General features: G+C 50.9%; 12 protein-coding genes. 9 read left to right on the forward strand and 3 right to left on the reverse strand.

Annotated features, from left to right (window positions below; genetic code table 11):
- Positions 1-4 precede the first annotated feature (4 nt).
- Positions 5-469, forward strand: coding sequence for a GNAT family N-acetyltransferase (locus B9D94_RS03295; protein WP_006212735.1), 465 nt, complete (start codon positions 5-7; stop codon positions 467-469).
- Positions 470-585: 116 nt separating this feature from the next.
- On the opposite strand, the gene B9D94_RS03300 is transcribed toward B9D94_RS03295, so the two are convergent.
- Positions 586-1,206, reverse strand: coding sequence for a nucleotidyltransferase domain-containing protein (locus B9D94_RS03300; RefSeq protein ID WP_327196597.1), 621 nt, complete (start codon positions 1,204-1,206; stop codon positions 586-588).
- A gap of 276 nt (positions 1,207-1,482) precedes the next feature.
- On the opposite strand from B9D94_RS03300, the gene B9D94_RS03305 reads away from it, so the two are divergent.
- From B9D94_RS03305 to B9D94_RS03320, 4 genes are all read left to right on the forward strand, one after another.
- Positions 1,483-2,592 (forward strand): PEP-utilizing enzyme, TIM barrel domain protein, encoded by a 1,110-nt coding sequence (locus tag B9D94_RS03305; RefSeq protein WP_148246456.1) that lies wholly within the window; start codon positions 1,483-1,485, stop codon positions 2,590-2,592.
- Between the two features lie 346 nt (positions 2,593-2,938).
- Positions 2,939-4,963: a heavy metal translocating P-type ATPase gene (locus tag B9D94_RS03310; protein WP_148246457.1), complete on the forward strand. Its 2,025-nt coding sequence runs from the start codon at positions 2,939-2,941 to the stop codon at positions 4,961-4,963.
- Between the two features lie 448 nt (positions 4,964-5,411).
- Positions 5,412-6,353: a thioredoxin-disulfide reductase gene (gene trxB, locus B9D94_RS03315; RefSeq protein ID WP_006212731.1), complete on the forward strand. Its 942-nt coding sequence runs from the start codon at positions 5,412-5,414 to the stop codon at positions 6,351-6,353.
- Positions 6,354-6,420: 67 nt separating this feature from the next.
- Entirely contained in the window at positions 6,421-6,657 is a 237-nt protein-coding gene (locus B9D94_RS03320; protein WP_006212730.1) for a glutaredoxin family protein, read from the forward strand.
- Positions 6,658-6,773: 116 nt separating this feature from the next.
- Here B9D94_RS03320 and B9D94_RS03325 read toward each other — a convergent pair whose 3' ends face one another.
- On the reverse strand, positions 6,774-6,977 hold the full coding sequence (locus B9D94_RS03325; RefSeq protein WP_006212729.1) for a hypothetical protein: 204 nt from the start codon (positions 6,975-6,977) through the stop codon (positions 6,774-6,776).
- 153 nt (positions 6,978-7,130) lie between these two features.
- Complete coding sequence (locus tag B9D94_RS03330) at positions 7,131-8,303, reverse strand: ROK family protein (protein WP_148246458.1); 1,173 nt, start codon at positions 8,301-8,303, stop codon at positions 7,131-7,133.
- Positions 8,304-8,681: 378 nt separating this feature from the next.
- Between B9D94_RS03330 and xylA the strand changes: the two genes are divergently transcribed.
- The 4 genes from xylA to B9D94_RS03350 all read left to right on the forward strand — a co-directional run bounded on the left by xylA (position 8,682) and on the right by B9D94_RS03350 (position 15,150).
- Positions 8,682-9,998 carry a xylose isomerase gene (gene xylA, locus B9D94_RS03335; RefSeq protein ID WP_148246459.1) on the forward strand — a complete coding sequence of 439 codons (1,317 nt, stop codon included), beginning with the start codon at positions 8,682-8,684 and terminating at the stop codon, positions 9,996-9,998.
- A gap of 143 nt (positions 9,999-10,141) precedes the next feature.
- Complete coding sequence (gene xylB, locus B9D94_RS03340) at positions 10,142-11,638, forward strand: xylulokinase (protein ID WP_148246460.1); 1,497 nt, start codon at positions 10,142-10,144, stop codon at positions 11,636-11,638.
- A gap of 275 nt (positions 11,639-11,913) precedes the next feature.
- The gene (locus B9D94_RS03345; RefSeq protein WP_172963902.1) at positions 11,914-12,549 is read left to right on the forward strand and encodes a bifunctional 4-hydroxy-2-oxoglutarate aldolase/2-dehydro-3-deoxy-phosphogluconate aldolase; all 636 of its coding nucleotides are present in this window, start codon (positions 11,914-11,916) and stop codon (positions 12,547-12,549) included.
- Positions 12,550-12,795: 246 nt separating this feature from the next.
- Entirely contained in the window at positions 12,796-15,150 is a 2,355-nt protein-coding gene (locus B9D94_RS03350; protein ID WP_148246462.1) for a YcdB/YcdC domain-containing protein, read from the forward strand.
- The last annotated feature ends 76 nt before the right edge of the window (positions 15,151-15,226 follow it).

Raw genomic sequence — 15,226 nt, forward strand, 5'->3', positions numbered from 1 at the left:
TGTTATGTTGATCGAATTCGAGCGTTGGGAACGTCTGCAAAAGGATGATTTGCCGCTCTTGGAGCTATGGCTTGAGGATGCGGAAGTGCTGAAGAGAATGGACGGCATGCTCCCTCTGGGAGAGTGGTATGAGAATACGTCACAAAACGATATGTACTTTACATGGCTGGCTTATATAGGCGAACAACCGATTGGAACGGTCATTATAGAACGGGACAACGAATCCGCTTATATCGGGATCATTACCAATCCAACACTCCGCTATCAAGGATACGGCAAGGCATTGATCAGCGAAGTAATGAAACGCCCCGAACTGCAAGCCGTGGCAAAATGGGTGGCCAGCATCGAGGAAGATAATAAGCCGTGTTTGGCTTGTTTCTCAGCTCTGGGTTATGTGCAGGAGGAAGAGGAGCCGGATGAGGACGGATTTTTGGATCTTGTGTATGAGCGTGAACGCGAAAGGGACTGAACATGAATCCGATAGCCTGATCAGGCATTTATATGATAATGGCTGTTCTGCGGGGATTTCGACGATACCGCGGAGCAGTCTTTTTTTATGAGACCAGGGGGAATGCTTGGCGGCGGCTAGAACGATGATTGAATGTAATCGATCCAGGGATGTCCCTCTGGAAACTGTGTACGGAGCGCATAGATAAGCCATTCTTTAGCCTGTGGGTCAAGTAAGGGCAGTACCCTGATAAGATCCCTTTCATCTTTTTCACGAATCTTCTTGCTTCCCCCTTTGTATAGGAGCTGTATCTCTGGCCTCAGGTAAGGGATTCCGTGGTCCGTCTTTAAGAATATGTCCGGGAGCGGTCTTCGGATCGAAGGTTCTCTTCCATATATCCAGTTGTCCTGCTCGGCCTCAACCAGCATCATCTGGAATGAAAAAGGGGCTTCATGATTCTTGCTTACCCATACATCCCCAACGGCATGCAGATATTCGCCTTTCTCCCATAGAGATAAGGTTCCTTGATCAGCTTTGTATAGCGTCCATTCTTGGGTTAATTCGGTGTAAATAACGGTTTGCTCTTCACGAAGGATGAAGATATCAATATCGCTGTGCTCCCTGGTCTGCTCTCCTACATATAAATCTAAAGCCCAACCGCCGGCGATGTGCCAACGAGCAGGAATGGCGGCAAAAATCTTTACGGCTTCCGGTACGCTAATCGGCACCCAATAATCATAGTCGGTTCTCATATGCATCTCATCTCTCCTTTACGTAATCATACCGGTTTCGATCCATTCCTCCATTATAATGATTTCATCGTATCCGTAAACCGAAGATAAATTCGCGTTACGTATCCCCTATCCATCCCATCGGCCTGACAGTCTGAAAAAGGAACAGAGGTACCGTTTCCCTTCATCTCGATATTTTTTATCCATCGTTCATGCGGTGCACTGTATATTTCCAATTGTTTCATAATAGTCTGTAAGGAGGCGTTTATCCAATTCAACGTGAAAGGGAGTAGAAGGATAACCATGACGGAAAGGCAATGGGGAGCTGGCAGTGAATTGGGAGAGCGTCTATGGGAAGATGAAGCGTTCATCGAAGCAGGGGACAGCACGGCAAGTGAAAATTCTCCCGAGACGGATCTGCTGAAGCATTTTGCAATGGCAGGAGGAGTCACTCACGAGGAGGTGTTACTGCTGTTGGCATCGCCTGACGATATTGAAGAAGCTCTCAGGGTTTCGGGTATTCGGCATAACGGCACGGACAGACCTTCCTTGAGCCGTCTGCTGGGGTGGAGTGACCGGAACCGAAGACTGAAAGTCATGAGCCGATCCACAGATCCTGAATCCATTACGCGTGATCTCAGGCAAGGGGCTCAGGGGATCGGATTAATACGCGGTGAAGATGCCCTGAAGCAAGGTCTGCTGCAGGAGGTATACTCGGTCTGGTTGAATTCACGCAGTGCGGAGAAAAGCGCGCTGTTAAGGCGGAGACTGATTATGTTATGGACGTCATATTGGGTGTCCATATTCCAAGCCGCGAATGGAGCCCGATGTGCAGTCAGCCTGCTTCTTGACTCCAGGCTGTCCAGTATGCTGGAATTACGCGAGGCGCAGGATGCACAGCTGGAGTCCCTCTTCCGATCCATGGAGCAGTGCAGTGAGGAAGGCGTGGACTGTCAATTGGAGCTGCTGGCTGTACGTCCAGCTCATGCGGATGAGTTTATATCGATCCATAATTTTATGGAAGAGGTGGCAGAGCAGACCCTTATGGACCAGAAGCGATTTGTTCGTATTCGCTATGGGGCACTGCTTGGAGAAGGGATGAACCCATCGGCAGCGGCTGAGATTGCCCGCTTGGCTGATGTGATTGTATTGGATTCGGAGAGGCTGGAGGATTCGGGGCCATCAGTGGAGTCGAGGGATAAGGTCTCGGTGTTCTCGGATATGATCAATCGAATAAAACGCACGAAACCGCAGTTAACGCTTCGGATCAATGGGGTAGGAGCCACGGATTTGCGGATGGTTTACCAGCAAGGCATACACGAGGTATGCTGTCAGCCTTCTGAGCTTGCAGCCATTCGAATAACAGGCGCGAGATTGGAAATGCGTCGCAGATGTTCACCCATCATGGATTAATTGTATCATTATGAGAGCGCTTTAAATGGAAGTTACACATAGAGGAGGCCCTGCGGCGAGACCGCAGGGCCTCTTTTTGTTTAGCAGATAAGAGTTCATCGGGGCAAAAAACGGAGCACCGTGTCGGTGTTTTTTATATTTTTAGAAAATGGTTAAAAAATGGGTTTACAAATGATGGGGATGTGAGTATGATACTTATAAAGTTGTATTAGGGAAAATAAATTGTATAAGTTCAAAAATGATTCTCATTCTCATTTAGCATGCTGCTCCGGCGAAGCCGGGGCAGCATGTGTCATTTTAAGGGTAGTAATAATGGATCTCATTCTCAATTAGGAAGGTGATTGTAATGCAATGGATACAAAATCAAACGTCGACTGGACGCATATCATCCATAGAAAACGGGGCCGATCCGCGTGAGCCGCGGCAGCCGGGCAAGTGGGATTTACGCAGCCTGCTGAGCAATTCGGAGGTGGTAGCTGCGCTGGGCAGCGGTATGCTGATGCTGGTGGCTTGGCTTACGAGCCAATGGTCAGAGCCGCTCTCGGTTGTGTTATATGTAATATCCTATGCCGTAGGCGGATGGGTGAAAGCGAAGGAGGGAGTCGAGACCCTTCTGAAGGAACGCGATCTCGATGTAAACCTGCTGATGATTGCTGCCGCTATGGGGGCAGCGGCCATCGGATACTGGAATGAAGGGGCGATGCTGATCTTTATCTTTGCACTTAGCGGAGCGCTTGAGAGTTATACGATGGAACGAAGCCGTAAGGATATCTCTTCCTTGATGGAGCTGCAGCCGGAGACGGCGCTTCGAATTGAGAAGGGAGAGATGGTGTCGGTATCGATCGGCAAGCTGGAGATTGGGGACATGATTCTGGTGAAGCCGGGCGAGCTGATTCCGGCGGACGGCAAGATTTATCGTGGCAGCTCCTCTGTTAACCAGGCGTCGATTACCGGTGAATCCGTACCCGTTGATAAAGTCGTGGGCGATGAAGTGTTCACCGGAACGCTGAATGGTGAAGGGGTGCTGTATATCGAGGTGACGCAATCGGCAGAATCCACGTTATTCGCCAAGATCATCCGGCTTGTGGAAGAAGCGGAAAACGAAGTGCCGGAATCACAACGGTTTATCAAGCGGTTTGAATCGATATACGCACGTATCGTTGTCATGGCAACCGTGGCGCTGATCGTTCTGGCAACTCCCGTCCTTGGGTGGGATTGGGATACTACTTTTTATAAAGCGATGGTGTTCCTTGTTGTGGCTTCCCCATGCGCGCTGGTGTCCTCGATTATGCCTGCGATGCTGTCGGCGATTTCCAATCGAGCCAGAAAAGGCGTACTGTTCAAAGGCGGCGCCCATATTGAGAATATGGCACGCACGGCGGTTGTAGCTTTTGATAAGACTGGTACATTGACGCTCGGTACACCTGAGGTTACGGATTTTATAGCAGGAGAGGGATGGGATCGCCAGGAATTGCTTGGCATCAGTGCCTCTATTGAAAGAATGTCGAAGCATCCGCTGGCATTGGCGATTGTCCAATCGGCCGAGAAGGAGGGCGCTTTGCTGCAGCAGGTTGAGAACGGTCAGTCTATAACAGGCTGGGGCATGCAGGCCGATGTTGATGGCGTCACTTGGAAAATAGGGAAAAGCGATATTTTGGATGAAGTCGCTGGGAATGCACAAGAAATTACCGGTTCAATCGAACAGGACAGCTTGTCTGAATCCGAGGAGAATCGCCAGCACTGGCTGTCTATCCGCAGCACCCTGGAATCCGAGGGCAAGACGGTATCCGTTATCTTGAGGGGAGACAGCATCGCGGGCATGATCGCTCTGCAGGATGCGGTCCGTCCACAGGCGGCCATGGCGGTTAAGCAGCTGCAGCAGTTGGGCATCAAGGTGGCGATGCTGACAGGAGACCGGAAGGCTACGGCGCAAGTGATTGCGAAGCAAAGCGGCGTGGATATGGTGTTCTCCGACCTGCTGCCTGAAGATAAAGTTACACACATTAAAGAACTGCGTGCCCGTTACGGTCATGTGGTTATGGTAGGAGACGGTGTTAATGATGCACCTGCACTGGCTACTGCAACCGTCGGGATCGGCATGGGTGTCTCGGGTAGCGGCACGGCGCTGGAGGTAGCAGATGCGGTGCTGATGAATGACAATATCGATGAAATTGCCGGCACAGTTAAGGTGGCACGCCGGGTACAACGCATCGTGAAGCAGAATATGATATTTGCCATCACCGTCATCTTGACGCTGATTACAGCCAATTTCATCGAAGGTGTTGCGCTGCCGCTCGGGGTTATCGGTCACGAGGGAAGCACCATTCTGGTCATCCTGAACGGACTTCGCCTGCTGCGCTCCAAACCTTAATCGATAAATAATTAGGTGAAGCGGCACAATTGATCATGTAACAAATTCCCCCTCTTTTCCTGCGTGGAGAAGAAGGGGATTACTTTGTCCGGGACGAGAAGAATACGAATGGCCATAGCTGTCATTTTTTTTCATCAAAAATTCATCTTCCTTCCGATATAAGAGCGGGATGGAGTCTGTTCATAGGCTGAAATTTATATAACCTCCTCTGTAGGTACAATCAACCTTGAAGCAAGCGCTTCCATAGCAAAAGGCAGATAACGCGCTTAAAGTAAGAGGATGCAGTTCACTCCATATGTTGGTTTATTTTCCGATCATGAAGAATAGGTAAATAATATTTCCTCTGGGCTGTGAGGCGGCATATTGACATACGGCTCCGATATAACCATAATAAATATTAATTTATAATGATTATAATTAAGCGTTGCAGATATAGGAGGGAAATCATATGTACAAATCCGTTATTATCGGCACAGGCCCTGCGGGTCTGACGGCTGCAATTTATCTGGCTCGGGCGAATCTGAGCCCGCTCGTCATTGAAGGTCCGCAACCTGGCGGACAGCTCACAACCACTACTGAAGTTGAGAATTTTCCGGGTTTTCCCGAAGGCATCATGGGTCCTGAACTGATGGACAATATGCGTCAGCAGGCTGAACGCTTTGGTGCAGAATTTCGTACAGGCTGGGTAAACAGCGTTGAGTTCGGGGAGCGCCCGTTCAAGCTGGATGTGGACGGTTTAGGTGAGGTTGTTGCCGAAACCTTGATCATTTCTACAGGTGCAACTGCAAAGTATCTCGGAATTCCAGGAGAACAGGACAACGTGGGACGCGGTGTAAGCACCTGCGCAACATGTGACGGATTCTTCTTCCGCGGCAAAGAGATTGTTGTCGTTGGGGGCGGAGATTCCGCGCTGGAAGAAGCGAACTTCCTGACCCGCTTTGCGTCCAAGGTGACGCTGGTGCACCGCCGCGAAGAGATGCGTGCCTCAAAAATCATGCAGGACCGTGCCCGCGCTAACGAGAAAATCGAATGGGCACTGAACCGTACACCACAAGAAGTCATCGCAGACGAGTCCGGTGTTAAAGGGATTAAGGTGCTCAATAACGAAACGGGTGAAGAAGAGACGATCGCCGTAAGCGGTGTGTTTGTAGCAATCGGTCATCACCCGAACACAGGCTTCCTGGGCGGAAGCATTACGACCGACCCTAACGGTTATATCGTAACTACGCCAGGAACCTCCGAGACGAATATCCAAGGCGTATTTGCTTGCGGTGACGTGCAGGATACCCGTTACAGACAAGCGATCACGGCAGCAGGAAGCGGCTGTATGGCAGCTATGGATGCCGAGAAGTACATTGAGAGCTTGGAACACAGCGCGGTCGTGTTGTAAACTGTATAGATAGAGATCGAACCGGCTCTAATAGAATCAAATCATAAGTAGAGGAGACTGACCGACCATGGAAAATGTTATTGTATACACCTCCAACAACTGCCCGCACTGTAAACAAGTGAAAGGTTTCTTGTCCGATCAAGGCATCGAATTTGAAGAGCGCAACATCGAACAAAACGATGAGTTTGCTCAACAAGTATGGGATATGGGCGTTCGTGCAGTACCTCTCACCATCATTGGTGAGCACCGCATTCTTGGCATGAACAAACTTCAGTTCAACAAAGCGTTGAATCCGGAAGCTTAAGATCATCGATACCTTATGGCAAGCGAACCGCTTGTTTCATGATATGAGAAAAAAAGCTCTTTCCCTGGCCAGGGAAAGAGCTTTTTTTGGCTTCAAGCAGATGCTGCAACGGGTGTTCATTTGCTAAAGAACAGACTCATGATGATCTGAAATACAACATACACACCCACGCCGGAGCCGAGAAGAATGAATCCGTTTTTTTTCTTGCCTTGAAAAAAACGCATAATGCTGAGACTGAACAAAGGTGCGATAACTAGGAGAAACAGCAATACAGTCACAAACATTTCTGGCGATATATCCGCAATGCTTACATAGGTCATTTGAGCGGTTCCTCTCCCTTTAGTATAACAATCACACGCATTCCCATAATGAAAATGATAATTTAAATGTCAGGACGAGATTAATTATAGCGGAAAATCATGAAATTTTCCTTAATATGCAGGGCGTTAATTACGACAAAATATCGTCAATTTTTAATGAATCGGCATGGATACCCTTACCGGCCCAAGAAATTGCGAGATGGCAGAATATGCTGCGCCAATCAGGGTAGAACGGCTGCCCAACTCGGCAAACCGGATCTCCATCAGCTCCCGGTGGTAGGGAAGCGTTCGCTGGGCGACGACCTGCTGCAGTGTTTCCTCAATCCAGGGCCGGGCATCAGAGAGCGGTCCACCGATGATAACCGACTGCGGATTGAATCCATTGACAAGATTGGTAATGCCGACACCCAGAAAGCGCCCCAGCTCTTCAAAATGGCGGATCGTTTCTTCATGGCCCTGCTCGGCGTAATGGATAAGCTCGGACGTTCGTCTGGAGGGAAGAGCCGTACCTTTGCTGTCGTAGGATTTCTCCGAAGCGTACAGCTCCCAGCAACCGCGGTTGCCGCAGGTGCATTCCCGTCCTTCGGCTTCGATGGACATATGCCCGCTTTCGCCCGCATACCCGCGGGCGCCTTTATAAAGCTCGCCATTGATAATGATGCCGGAGCCGATACCGCTGCCGGCGCTAATATACAGGAGGTGGCGGGCATCCTGGCCGGCTCCGAATCGAAGCTCGCCTTGAGCGCCGGCATTCGCTTCGTTATCGATGGTAACGGGAAGTCCCAGTTCGTGCTCCAGCTGCTTCTGAAGGGGCACCATGTCCCAACCCAGATTGGGTGCGAAGAGCACGGTGCCGTCGCCGTCGACCATGCCCGGTACACCCACGCCGATCCCGATGATGCCGTAAGGGGAGGGTAGGGCCTGTCTCATCAGGCCGTTAATCATGCTAACCATGAGTCTGGTCACCGATTCAACGTCATGCCCTTCAAGCGGCCTATCGTCTTCGGCCAGGATGCGGCCTTCAAGATCCGTCAGAACTGCGGTCATTTGTTTGACGCGCAGCTCTACGCCGATGGCATAACCGGCCTGTCCGTTGAACAGGAGCAGCTGCGGCTTTCTGCCGCCGCTGGATTCTCCGGGTCCGATCTCCTGGATCAGATGATGACTGCTCAGTTCTTGTACGAGATTGGAGACGGTGGCCTTGTTCAGTCCAGTCAACTTGGAAACCTTGGCCCGGGAGACCGGGGCGTGCTGACGTATTGTATCCAGAATAATCGATGTATTAATTTTCTTGACCAAAGCCTGGTCACCGGTAATATTCGTCATGTGCATTCATCCTTTTAGTCTTGCTTTGATGATGATTTATTTGTCTTAAAGATTTGATATGCTCATAGTCTAGGGGCAAAGTTCGGAAATTGCAACAAGGTGTAACGTCGTACAGGGGAAACACTGCCCTTGTACAGCGGGGCTCTGCGGGCGAGGTTCGCTGTTATCTATCGGGATGGTTCCGCTGTTTTAGTTCGTGGACACAACGTGAGCATAGGGGCACACTGGCAAACGGCAGCCGTAATAGTAGGGACCATCGGGCTTGTAAAAGTTGTAAAAGAATAACTTTGTTTAACCAATAGACAAAGTAGAAAAGCTGTGTTAGGATAGCCTTGTAAGCGTTAACCAAACCTTAATAAGGTATAGGAGGATTTATTCATGGCCTATTTTAACAACGTCAGCAAAGTGGAATACGAAGGCAGCCAATCGACCAACCCTTATGCTTTTAAATTTTATAATCCGACAGAAGTTGTAGCCGGCAAAACGATGGAAGAGCATCTCCGTTTCGCGATGGCTTACTGGCATACATTGACTGCGGGCGGCTCTGACCCGTTTGGGGCCGACACAGCGGTTCGCCCTTGGGGCAGCCACTCGGGTATGGACCTTGCAAAAGCCCGCGTAGAAGCAGGCTTTGAGTTCATGGAGAAATTGAACCTTCCGTATTTCTGCTTCCACGATGTGGACATTGCTCCGGAAGGCAGCAATCTGCGTGAGTTTTACAGCAACATTGATACGATTGTAGATTCGATTGAAGATCATATGAAATCCACCGGCAAAAAACTGCTGTGGAACACAGCGAACATGTTCACGAATCCGCGCTTTATGCATGGCGCAGGCACGACCTGCAACGCTGATGTGTACGCACATGCAGCAGCACAAGTGAAGAAAGGCCTTGAGGTTGGTAAACGCCTTGGCGCCGAGAACTATGTGTTCTGGGGAGGCCGTGAAGGTTACGAGACCCTGCTGAACACGGATATGGGTCTTGAGCTGGATAACCTGGCGCGCCTGTTCCATATGGCGGTGGATTATGCGAAGGAAATCGGCTTTGACGCCCAATTCCTGATCGAGCCTAAACCGAAGGAGCCGACGAAGCATCAATATGACTTCGATGCGGCAACCACAATTGCATTCCTGCAGAAATACGGTCTCGACAAGCACTTTAAATTGAACCTCGAAGCAAACCATGCAACGCTGGCTGGTCATACCTTTGAGCATGAGCTTCGTGTAGCGCGCATCAATGGCATGCTCGGTTCTCTTGATGCGAACCAGGGCGATATGCTGATTGGATGGGATACCGATGAATTCCCGGTTAATATCTATGATGCTACCTTGACGCTCTATGAAGTGTTGATGAATGGCGGTCTCGGCCGCGGCGGCGTGAACTTTGACGCCAAGGTTCGTCGTCCATCCTTCGAGCCGGAAGATCTATTCCATGCTCACATTGCAGGCATGGATACCTATGCCAAAGGCTTGAAGGTGGCAGCGAAGCTGATTGAAGACCGTGTGTTCGAAGACTTCATTGCGAACCGCTACAGCAGCTTCAACGAAGGCATCGGTGCGAGTGTTGTATCCGGCAAAGCCACGTTGGCTTCCCTTGCAGAATATGCGTTGAACAATGAGTCTCCTCGTCAGAATGAATCCGGTCGTCAAGAAATGCTGAAAGGGATTCTGAATCAGTACATTCTTGCAAACTAATGTAATGCATGCTGGCTTCAAGTTGGCTCTATGACATTCAAACCTTCACCGGCTCCCTTCAGGGAAGCCGGTGTACTTATTTCATACAAGGAAACCAATACACCTTTCATATTCGGTTCATGATGAAACGAAGGAGGATCTAGATGAGTTACGTTATCGGAGTTGATTTGGGAACCAGTGCGGTGAAGACCGTACTCGTGGACCGCAGCGGCACGGTAGTCGCCGAGCATTCGGAGGCGTATCCGCTGAGCCAGCCGAAGCCGGGTTACAGCGAACAGCGGCCGGAGGACTGGGTAGACAAAACGGTATTGTCGTTACGTCTGTTGATGGAGGGGAACGACATCTCTCCAGCCGAGGTTGAGGGATTGAGTTTCTCCGGGCAAATGCACGGTTTGGTATTGGTCGATGGAGAGGGCGTCGTGCTGCGTCCGGCTATTCTGTGGAACGACACCCGTACAACGGCGCAATGCCGCCGTATTGAGGATACCTTGCAGGAGAAGCTGCTCGGCATCGCGCGCAACCGCGCGCTGGAAGGCTTTACCCTGCCGAAAATTCTGTGGGTGCAGGAGTTTGAACCGGAACTGCTTGATCAGGCAGCCCTGTTCCTGCTGCCGAAGGACTATGTACGATACCGCTTGACCGGACAGTATGCGATGGACTATTCCGATGCTGCCGGGACGCTGCTGCTGGATGTGGCGGGCAAATCATGGAGTGAGGATATACTGGATGCCTTCCATTTGCCGCACAGCTTATGCCCGCCGCTGGTCGAATCCTTCGACGAGTGCGGAACCCTGCTGCCGGAGATCGCCAGGCAATCCGGCCTGCTGCCGGAGACGAAGGTATTTGCCGGCGGCGCGGACAACGCCTGCGGCGCGATCGGTGCCGGTATTCTGGAAGAAGGGCAGACGATGTGCAGCATTGGCACATCGGGCGTGGTGCTGTCCTACGAGGAGCGGCGCGAGGTGGATTTTGAAGGGAAGGTCCACTTCTTTAATCACAGCGAGAGGGACGCCTACTATATTATGGGCGTAACCTTGGCGGCTGGATACAGCTTGACCTGGTTCAAGGATACCTTTGCACCGGACGTTTCCTTTGATGAGCTGTTAAGCGATATCGGGATTATCCCGGCTGGCAGCGGTGGTCTGCTGTTCACGCCATACATTGTCGGTGAGCGCACACCGCATCCGGACGCTGCCATTCGCGGCAGCTTCATAGGAATGGACGCAGGACATAAGCTGCCTCACTTCGCACGATCGGTACTGGAAGGAATCACGTTCTCCCTGCGTGAATCCATCGATATTTTACGTGCATCGGGCAAGCAAATTGAACGTGTCATTTCCATCGGTGGCGGTGCCAAGAACGAAACCTGGCTGCAGATGCAGGCGGATGTGTTCAACGCCGAAATCGTGAAGCTGGAAAGCGAGCAGGGCCCGGCCATGGGCGCAGCGATGCTTGCAGCTTATGGCTGCGGCTGGTTTCCAAGTCTTCAGGATTGCGCAAGGGAGTTCTTGCGGCCAGCTCGCGCTTATTCTCCCGATCCTGAAGCGGTTCAGGTATATGACAAGCTGTTCGGACTCTATCAGAGCGTATACGGAGCAACGCGCGAGCTCGGCGCAGCGCTGTCCGCATTCCGCGGATAATTCATGTAGGATACAGAATCGCAGGTCAGGGATGATATTCCTGGCCTGCTTTTTTTGCGTGAGCGCTTATGACGGCATATACTTGAATCAGGCTGAAGGCTCGCCCGGAGACATTGTGAGGCAGAGGCTTGGATAAGGCTCCTGGAGGAGCGGCTGTTATTATCTTTTTTTGCAGATGGCAGGTTCTTGAGGCTCTGTAACATGTGATCATTATGTAGCATTTGGGGTTATATCGATTTAGGATAAAGCGGGACGTGTAAAAAGAAGGGGAGGGCATGGGATTGAAACTGACAGCTGAACTCAAGCGCGAGAAAATCGTTGCCATTATGCGCGGCATTACCCGAGAACAGGCAGGCTTCGTAGGAGAAGGATTGTCCCAGGGGGGAATCCGGTTTATGGAAGTGACCATGAATACCGAAGGTGCTCTGCATATTATGGAGGACTGGCGTACCCGATATGATGGTGCTGTAAATGTAGGGGCGGGGACCGTCCTTGACGTGGAGATGGCGAAGGAAGCAGTCTGTGCAGGAGCACAGTTTCTGATCTCCCCGAATACGGATCTATCCGTCATTGAGTATGCCTTAGAGCAGGGAATTGACGTGTGGCCCGGAGCGATGACGCCGACGGAGATTGTGGCGGCCTACGCAGCCGGGGCTGAGATCGTGAAGCTGTTTCCTACGGCCAGCCTGGGCCTGGAATTCATTCGGGAGCTTCAGGGACCGCTCCATCATATTCCGCTGCTGGCAACGGGGGGCGTGACGCTGGATAACCTTGCGGACTATTTTGCAGCTGGCGCGGCAGCGGTCGGCCTGGGCAGTTCGCTGCTTCCCAAGGATGCACTGGCTGCCGGCAATAGGGATGAAATCACGAGTCGCGCCGCTGCTTTTGTGAATGCAGCCAAGGGGCTGTAGCACGTATAGTTTGAGAGGTATGAACCATCGCCAAGAGGGTCGATTCAATAGTTACACTTTATTCATCCTTTACAATGCAGGTTATCTTTTGGAAACTTACTACATAAGGAATATATAGACAAGTTATGGTATTATTTAGGGTAGCTTGGTTATGTCATTGCTGCCGTGTACAGGCACTTGTTATGGATATCATCATGTGTAAGTAAGGCATGGTTAGGTTCAAGTTAATGGAAGGGAGCGAATCGAGTGAATTCATCGGTTAAAAAGAAGGTAAGGGTAAAAAAGACCGTGTGTGCGGTCACGGCTACAGCCATGCTCTGTTTGGCGCAGCCGGTATGGGGGGATAATTCCGTTCCGGGGAGCGGCGTCGCTGTATCCGATACGGTAACGACTACCGTCAACAGCGGCGGGAGTGCGGCTTCGGAGAGTGTAACGGATAACGAAATACCGAAAGGGGCCAAGATTTCGTCCAAGCAGGCGGAAGAGATCGTTAAGAAGGCTTTTCCTGAACTGAAGAACGTCAAGGTAACCAACGTGCAGTTCCTGGAGGACGACGGCATGAGATCCAACGCGCTCGCATGGGACATACAACTGGTGTTAAACAAAGGGAACTCAAGCTCCGGCTTTAGTGCCCAGGTCAATGCGGTAACGGGTGAACTTATTAATATTTATCTTCCTAATCGTATACTGAATAATGAGAGTGACAAACCGGTGATAACAAGAGAACAGGCGAAGGCGAAGGCGCTTCAATGGATAGCCAGTCACGCCTCGGACGTGAAGACCAGCGACTTTAAGGAGAATGAGGCTTATCTTGGAATGCAAGCTGCCTTGTTTAGTCCGCCCCGGTTTGAATTCTATTTTCAGACGGCACACAACGGGATTGAATCGGATGTGAACAGCATTTCGATCACGCTGGATGGACAGGGCAATATCATGAGCTACTCCCGCAATCAGATCAAAGAAGAGTTTCCATCATCAACACCGAAGTTGGATGAAGCCTCGATTCGCAAATTGTTTGAGGAACAATTCCAAGTCTCCTTGGCTTATGTGCCTGAGAACTTATATAACAACTCCAAGGGCAATTATTTTTTAGGTTACATACCTAACGATCAATCCAGTTATTCACTGGATGCCAATACAGGGAAGTTCATTGGTTTCGCAGGGGAAGAGAGTGAGCTTATTTCTATAGAGAACCGTACGATCCCGGCATCCGGGGAGGCCTTCAAGCCTGTCACGGCACCTCTATCCGGCGGTGAAGCCGCTGCACAATGGGTGGAGTCCCAGATCAAGCTCCCGTCTGGCCTGAAAACAGAGTCCAAGACTCTGGGAACCCGATGGAGCAACAAAGAGACGAAGACGTGGAATATCAGATGGACTGACAGCAGCGTCTCATCCATGGGGAGAGGGGAGATGGTGTCTGCGGAATTGGATGCCAAGACCGGTCAGATCTACTCGTACAGCAGATATCGTTATGACAGCAGCGGAACCCCTGAGGTGAAGAGCCCGATTTCGCAGCAGGCTGCGCAGAAGCTCGCCTTCGATACCGTAACGAAACTGGTGCCTAACGCCAGCCAGGAATGGAAACTGACGTCGGTTGATAAACTGGGCAAGAACAATACCGGCCTGAGTTATCAATTTTCATTCCAGCGCTATGTCGGCGATATCCGCGTGATGGGGGATTCCGTGAATTTGGCTATCGATGGCAACGGCCAGATTCAGAACTTTAACGTGAATTCGGACGCCGTCCTATCCAAGCTGCCAACGGACGTGAAACCTGCAATCAGCGCGGAGCAGGCGAGATCCCAATATTTAAAAGAGATTGACCTGAAGTTGAAATATGGTTATTACGGCGGTTATACAACGATGGGCAATGAGATCACGAAGCCGTTCATTAAACTGATCTATTATGCAACGCACAAAAAGGCAGCCTACGGCGGCATTACGGTGCCGCTTGACGCCAAGAGCGGAGAATGGCGTGATATTACGCCGGAAATCAGCCGCAAGGATATTCCGGCAGTCACGGATGCAGCCGGTCATTCGGCAGAAGCAGCCCTTAAGGAGCTGGTCAAATACCGGGTATTGGTTCCGGACAAGGACGGAAAGGTATATCCGGAGCGCCAGATTACCCTTGGCGAATGGTATCAGCTGGTAGCGGCGGCAGTTAGCCCTTCATACGAACAGCTGTATGGAAGATCCACGATGGACCCTTATGCAGGTCTGCAGCCGGATCATCCATATTATCAGGCCATTCAGGTATTGCTCGGACAGAACTGGATTCCGTACGATCCGGAAAGTCCGCTGCAGCTCGACCGCAAGCTCACAAGAGATGAATTGGCCAGCTCGCTGACCCGCATTTTGAATTATGAGAAGTTATCCAAAGCCTTTATTCTGCCGACCGACGTACAGGGGATCTCGGATGCTGACGCCGTGTCTAACAAAGGAGCAGCGCTGATTGCCTTGAAGCTTGGACTTCTGCCGGCGGTGGATGGAAAGTTCCTGCCGGAGCGAGAGGTAACGCGTGCGGAAGCTGCAGAGGTTCTGGTTCGCATGTCGAAGCTGGCTGGACGAAGCGATTCTTTCCTGTCCACATTTTATTGGTAATATCTGATATTCGTGCCCGGTCGACAAAACTAGAACCCTTAAGCCCTGATGTTATGTGTTACAATGGTGGTGCATA

The organism is Paenibacillus sp. Cedars (genome assembly GCF_003184205.1).
GTDB classification, from domain to species: Bacteria; Bacillota; Bacilli; order Paenibacillales; family Paenibacillaceae; genus Paenibacillus_AQ; species Paenibacillus_AQ glucanolyticus.

What these genes read in the sequence shown, in the direction of transcription:
- B9D94_RS03295 (WP_006212735.1), top strand. Translation starts at nt 5, where the DNA reads ATGTTGATCGAATTCGAGCGTTGGGAACGTCTGCAAAAGGATGATTTG.
- B9D94_RS03300 (WP_327196597.1), bottom strand. Translation starts at nt 1,206, where the DNA reads ATGCATATGAGAACCGACTATGATTATTGGGTGCCGATTAGCGTACCG.
- B9D94_RS03305 (WP_148246456.1), top strand. Translation starts at nt 1,483, where the DNA reads ATGACGGAAAGGCAATGGGGAGCTGGCAGTGAATTGGGAGAGCGTCTA.
- B9D94_RS03310 (WP_148246457.1), top strand. Translation starts at nt 2,939, where the DNA reads ATGCAATGGATACAAAATCAAACGTCGACTGGACGCATATCATCCATA.
- trxB (WP_006212731.1), top strand. Translation starts at nt 5,412, where the DNA reads ATGTACAAATCCGTTATTATCGGCACAGGCCCTGCGGGTCTGACGGCT.
- B9D94_RS03320 (WP_006212730.1), top strand. Translation starts at nt 6,421, where the DNA reads ATGGAAAATGTTATTGTATACACCTCCAACAACTGCCCGCACTGTAAA.
- B9D94_RS03325 (WP_006212729.1), bottom strand. Translation starts at nt 6,977, where the DNA reads ATGACCTATGTAAGCATTGCGGATATATCGCCAGAAATGTTTGTGACT.
- B9D94_RS03330 (WP_148246458.1), bottom strand. Translation starts at nt 8,303, where the DNA reads ATGACGAATATTACCGGTGACCAGGCTTTGGTCAAGAAAATTAATACA.
- xylA (WP_148246459.1), top strand. Translation starts at nt 8,682, where the DNA reads ATGGCCTATTTTAACAACGTCAGCAAAGTGGAATACGAAGGCAGCCAA.
- xylB (WP_148246460.1), top strand. Translation starts at nt 10,142, where the DNA reads ATGAGTTACGTTATCGGAGTTGATTTGGGAACCAGTGCGGTGAAGACC.
- B9D94_RS03345 (WP_172963902.1), top strand. Translation starts at nt 11,914, where the DNA reads ATGGGATTGAAACTGACAGCTGAACTCAAGCGCGAGAAAATCGTTGCC.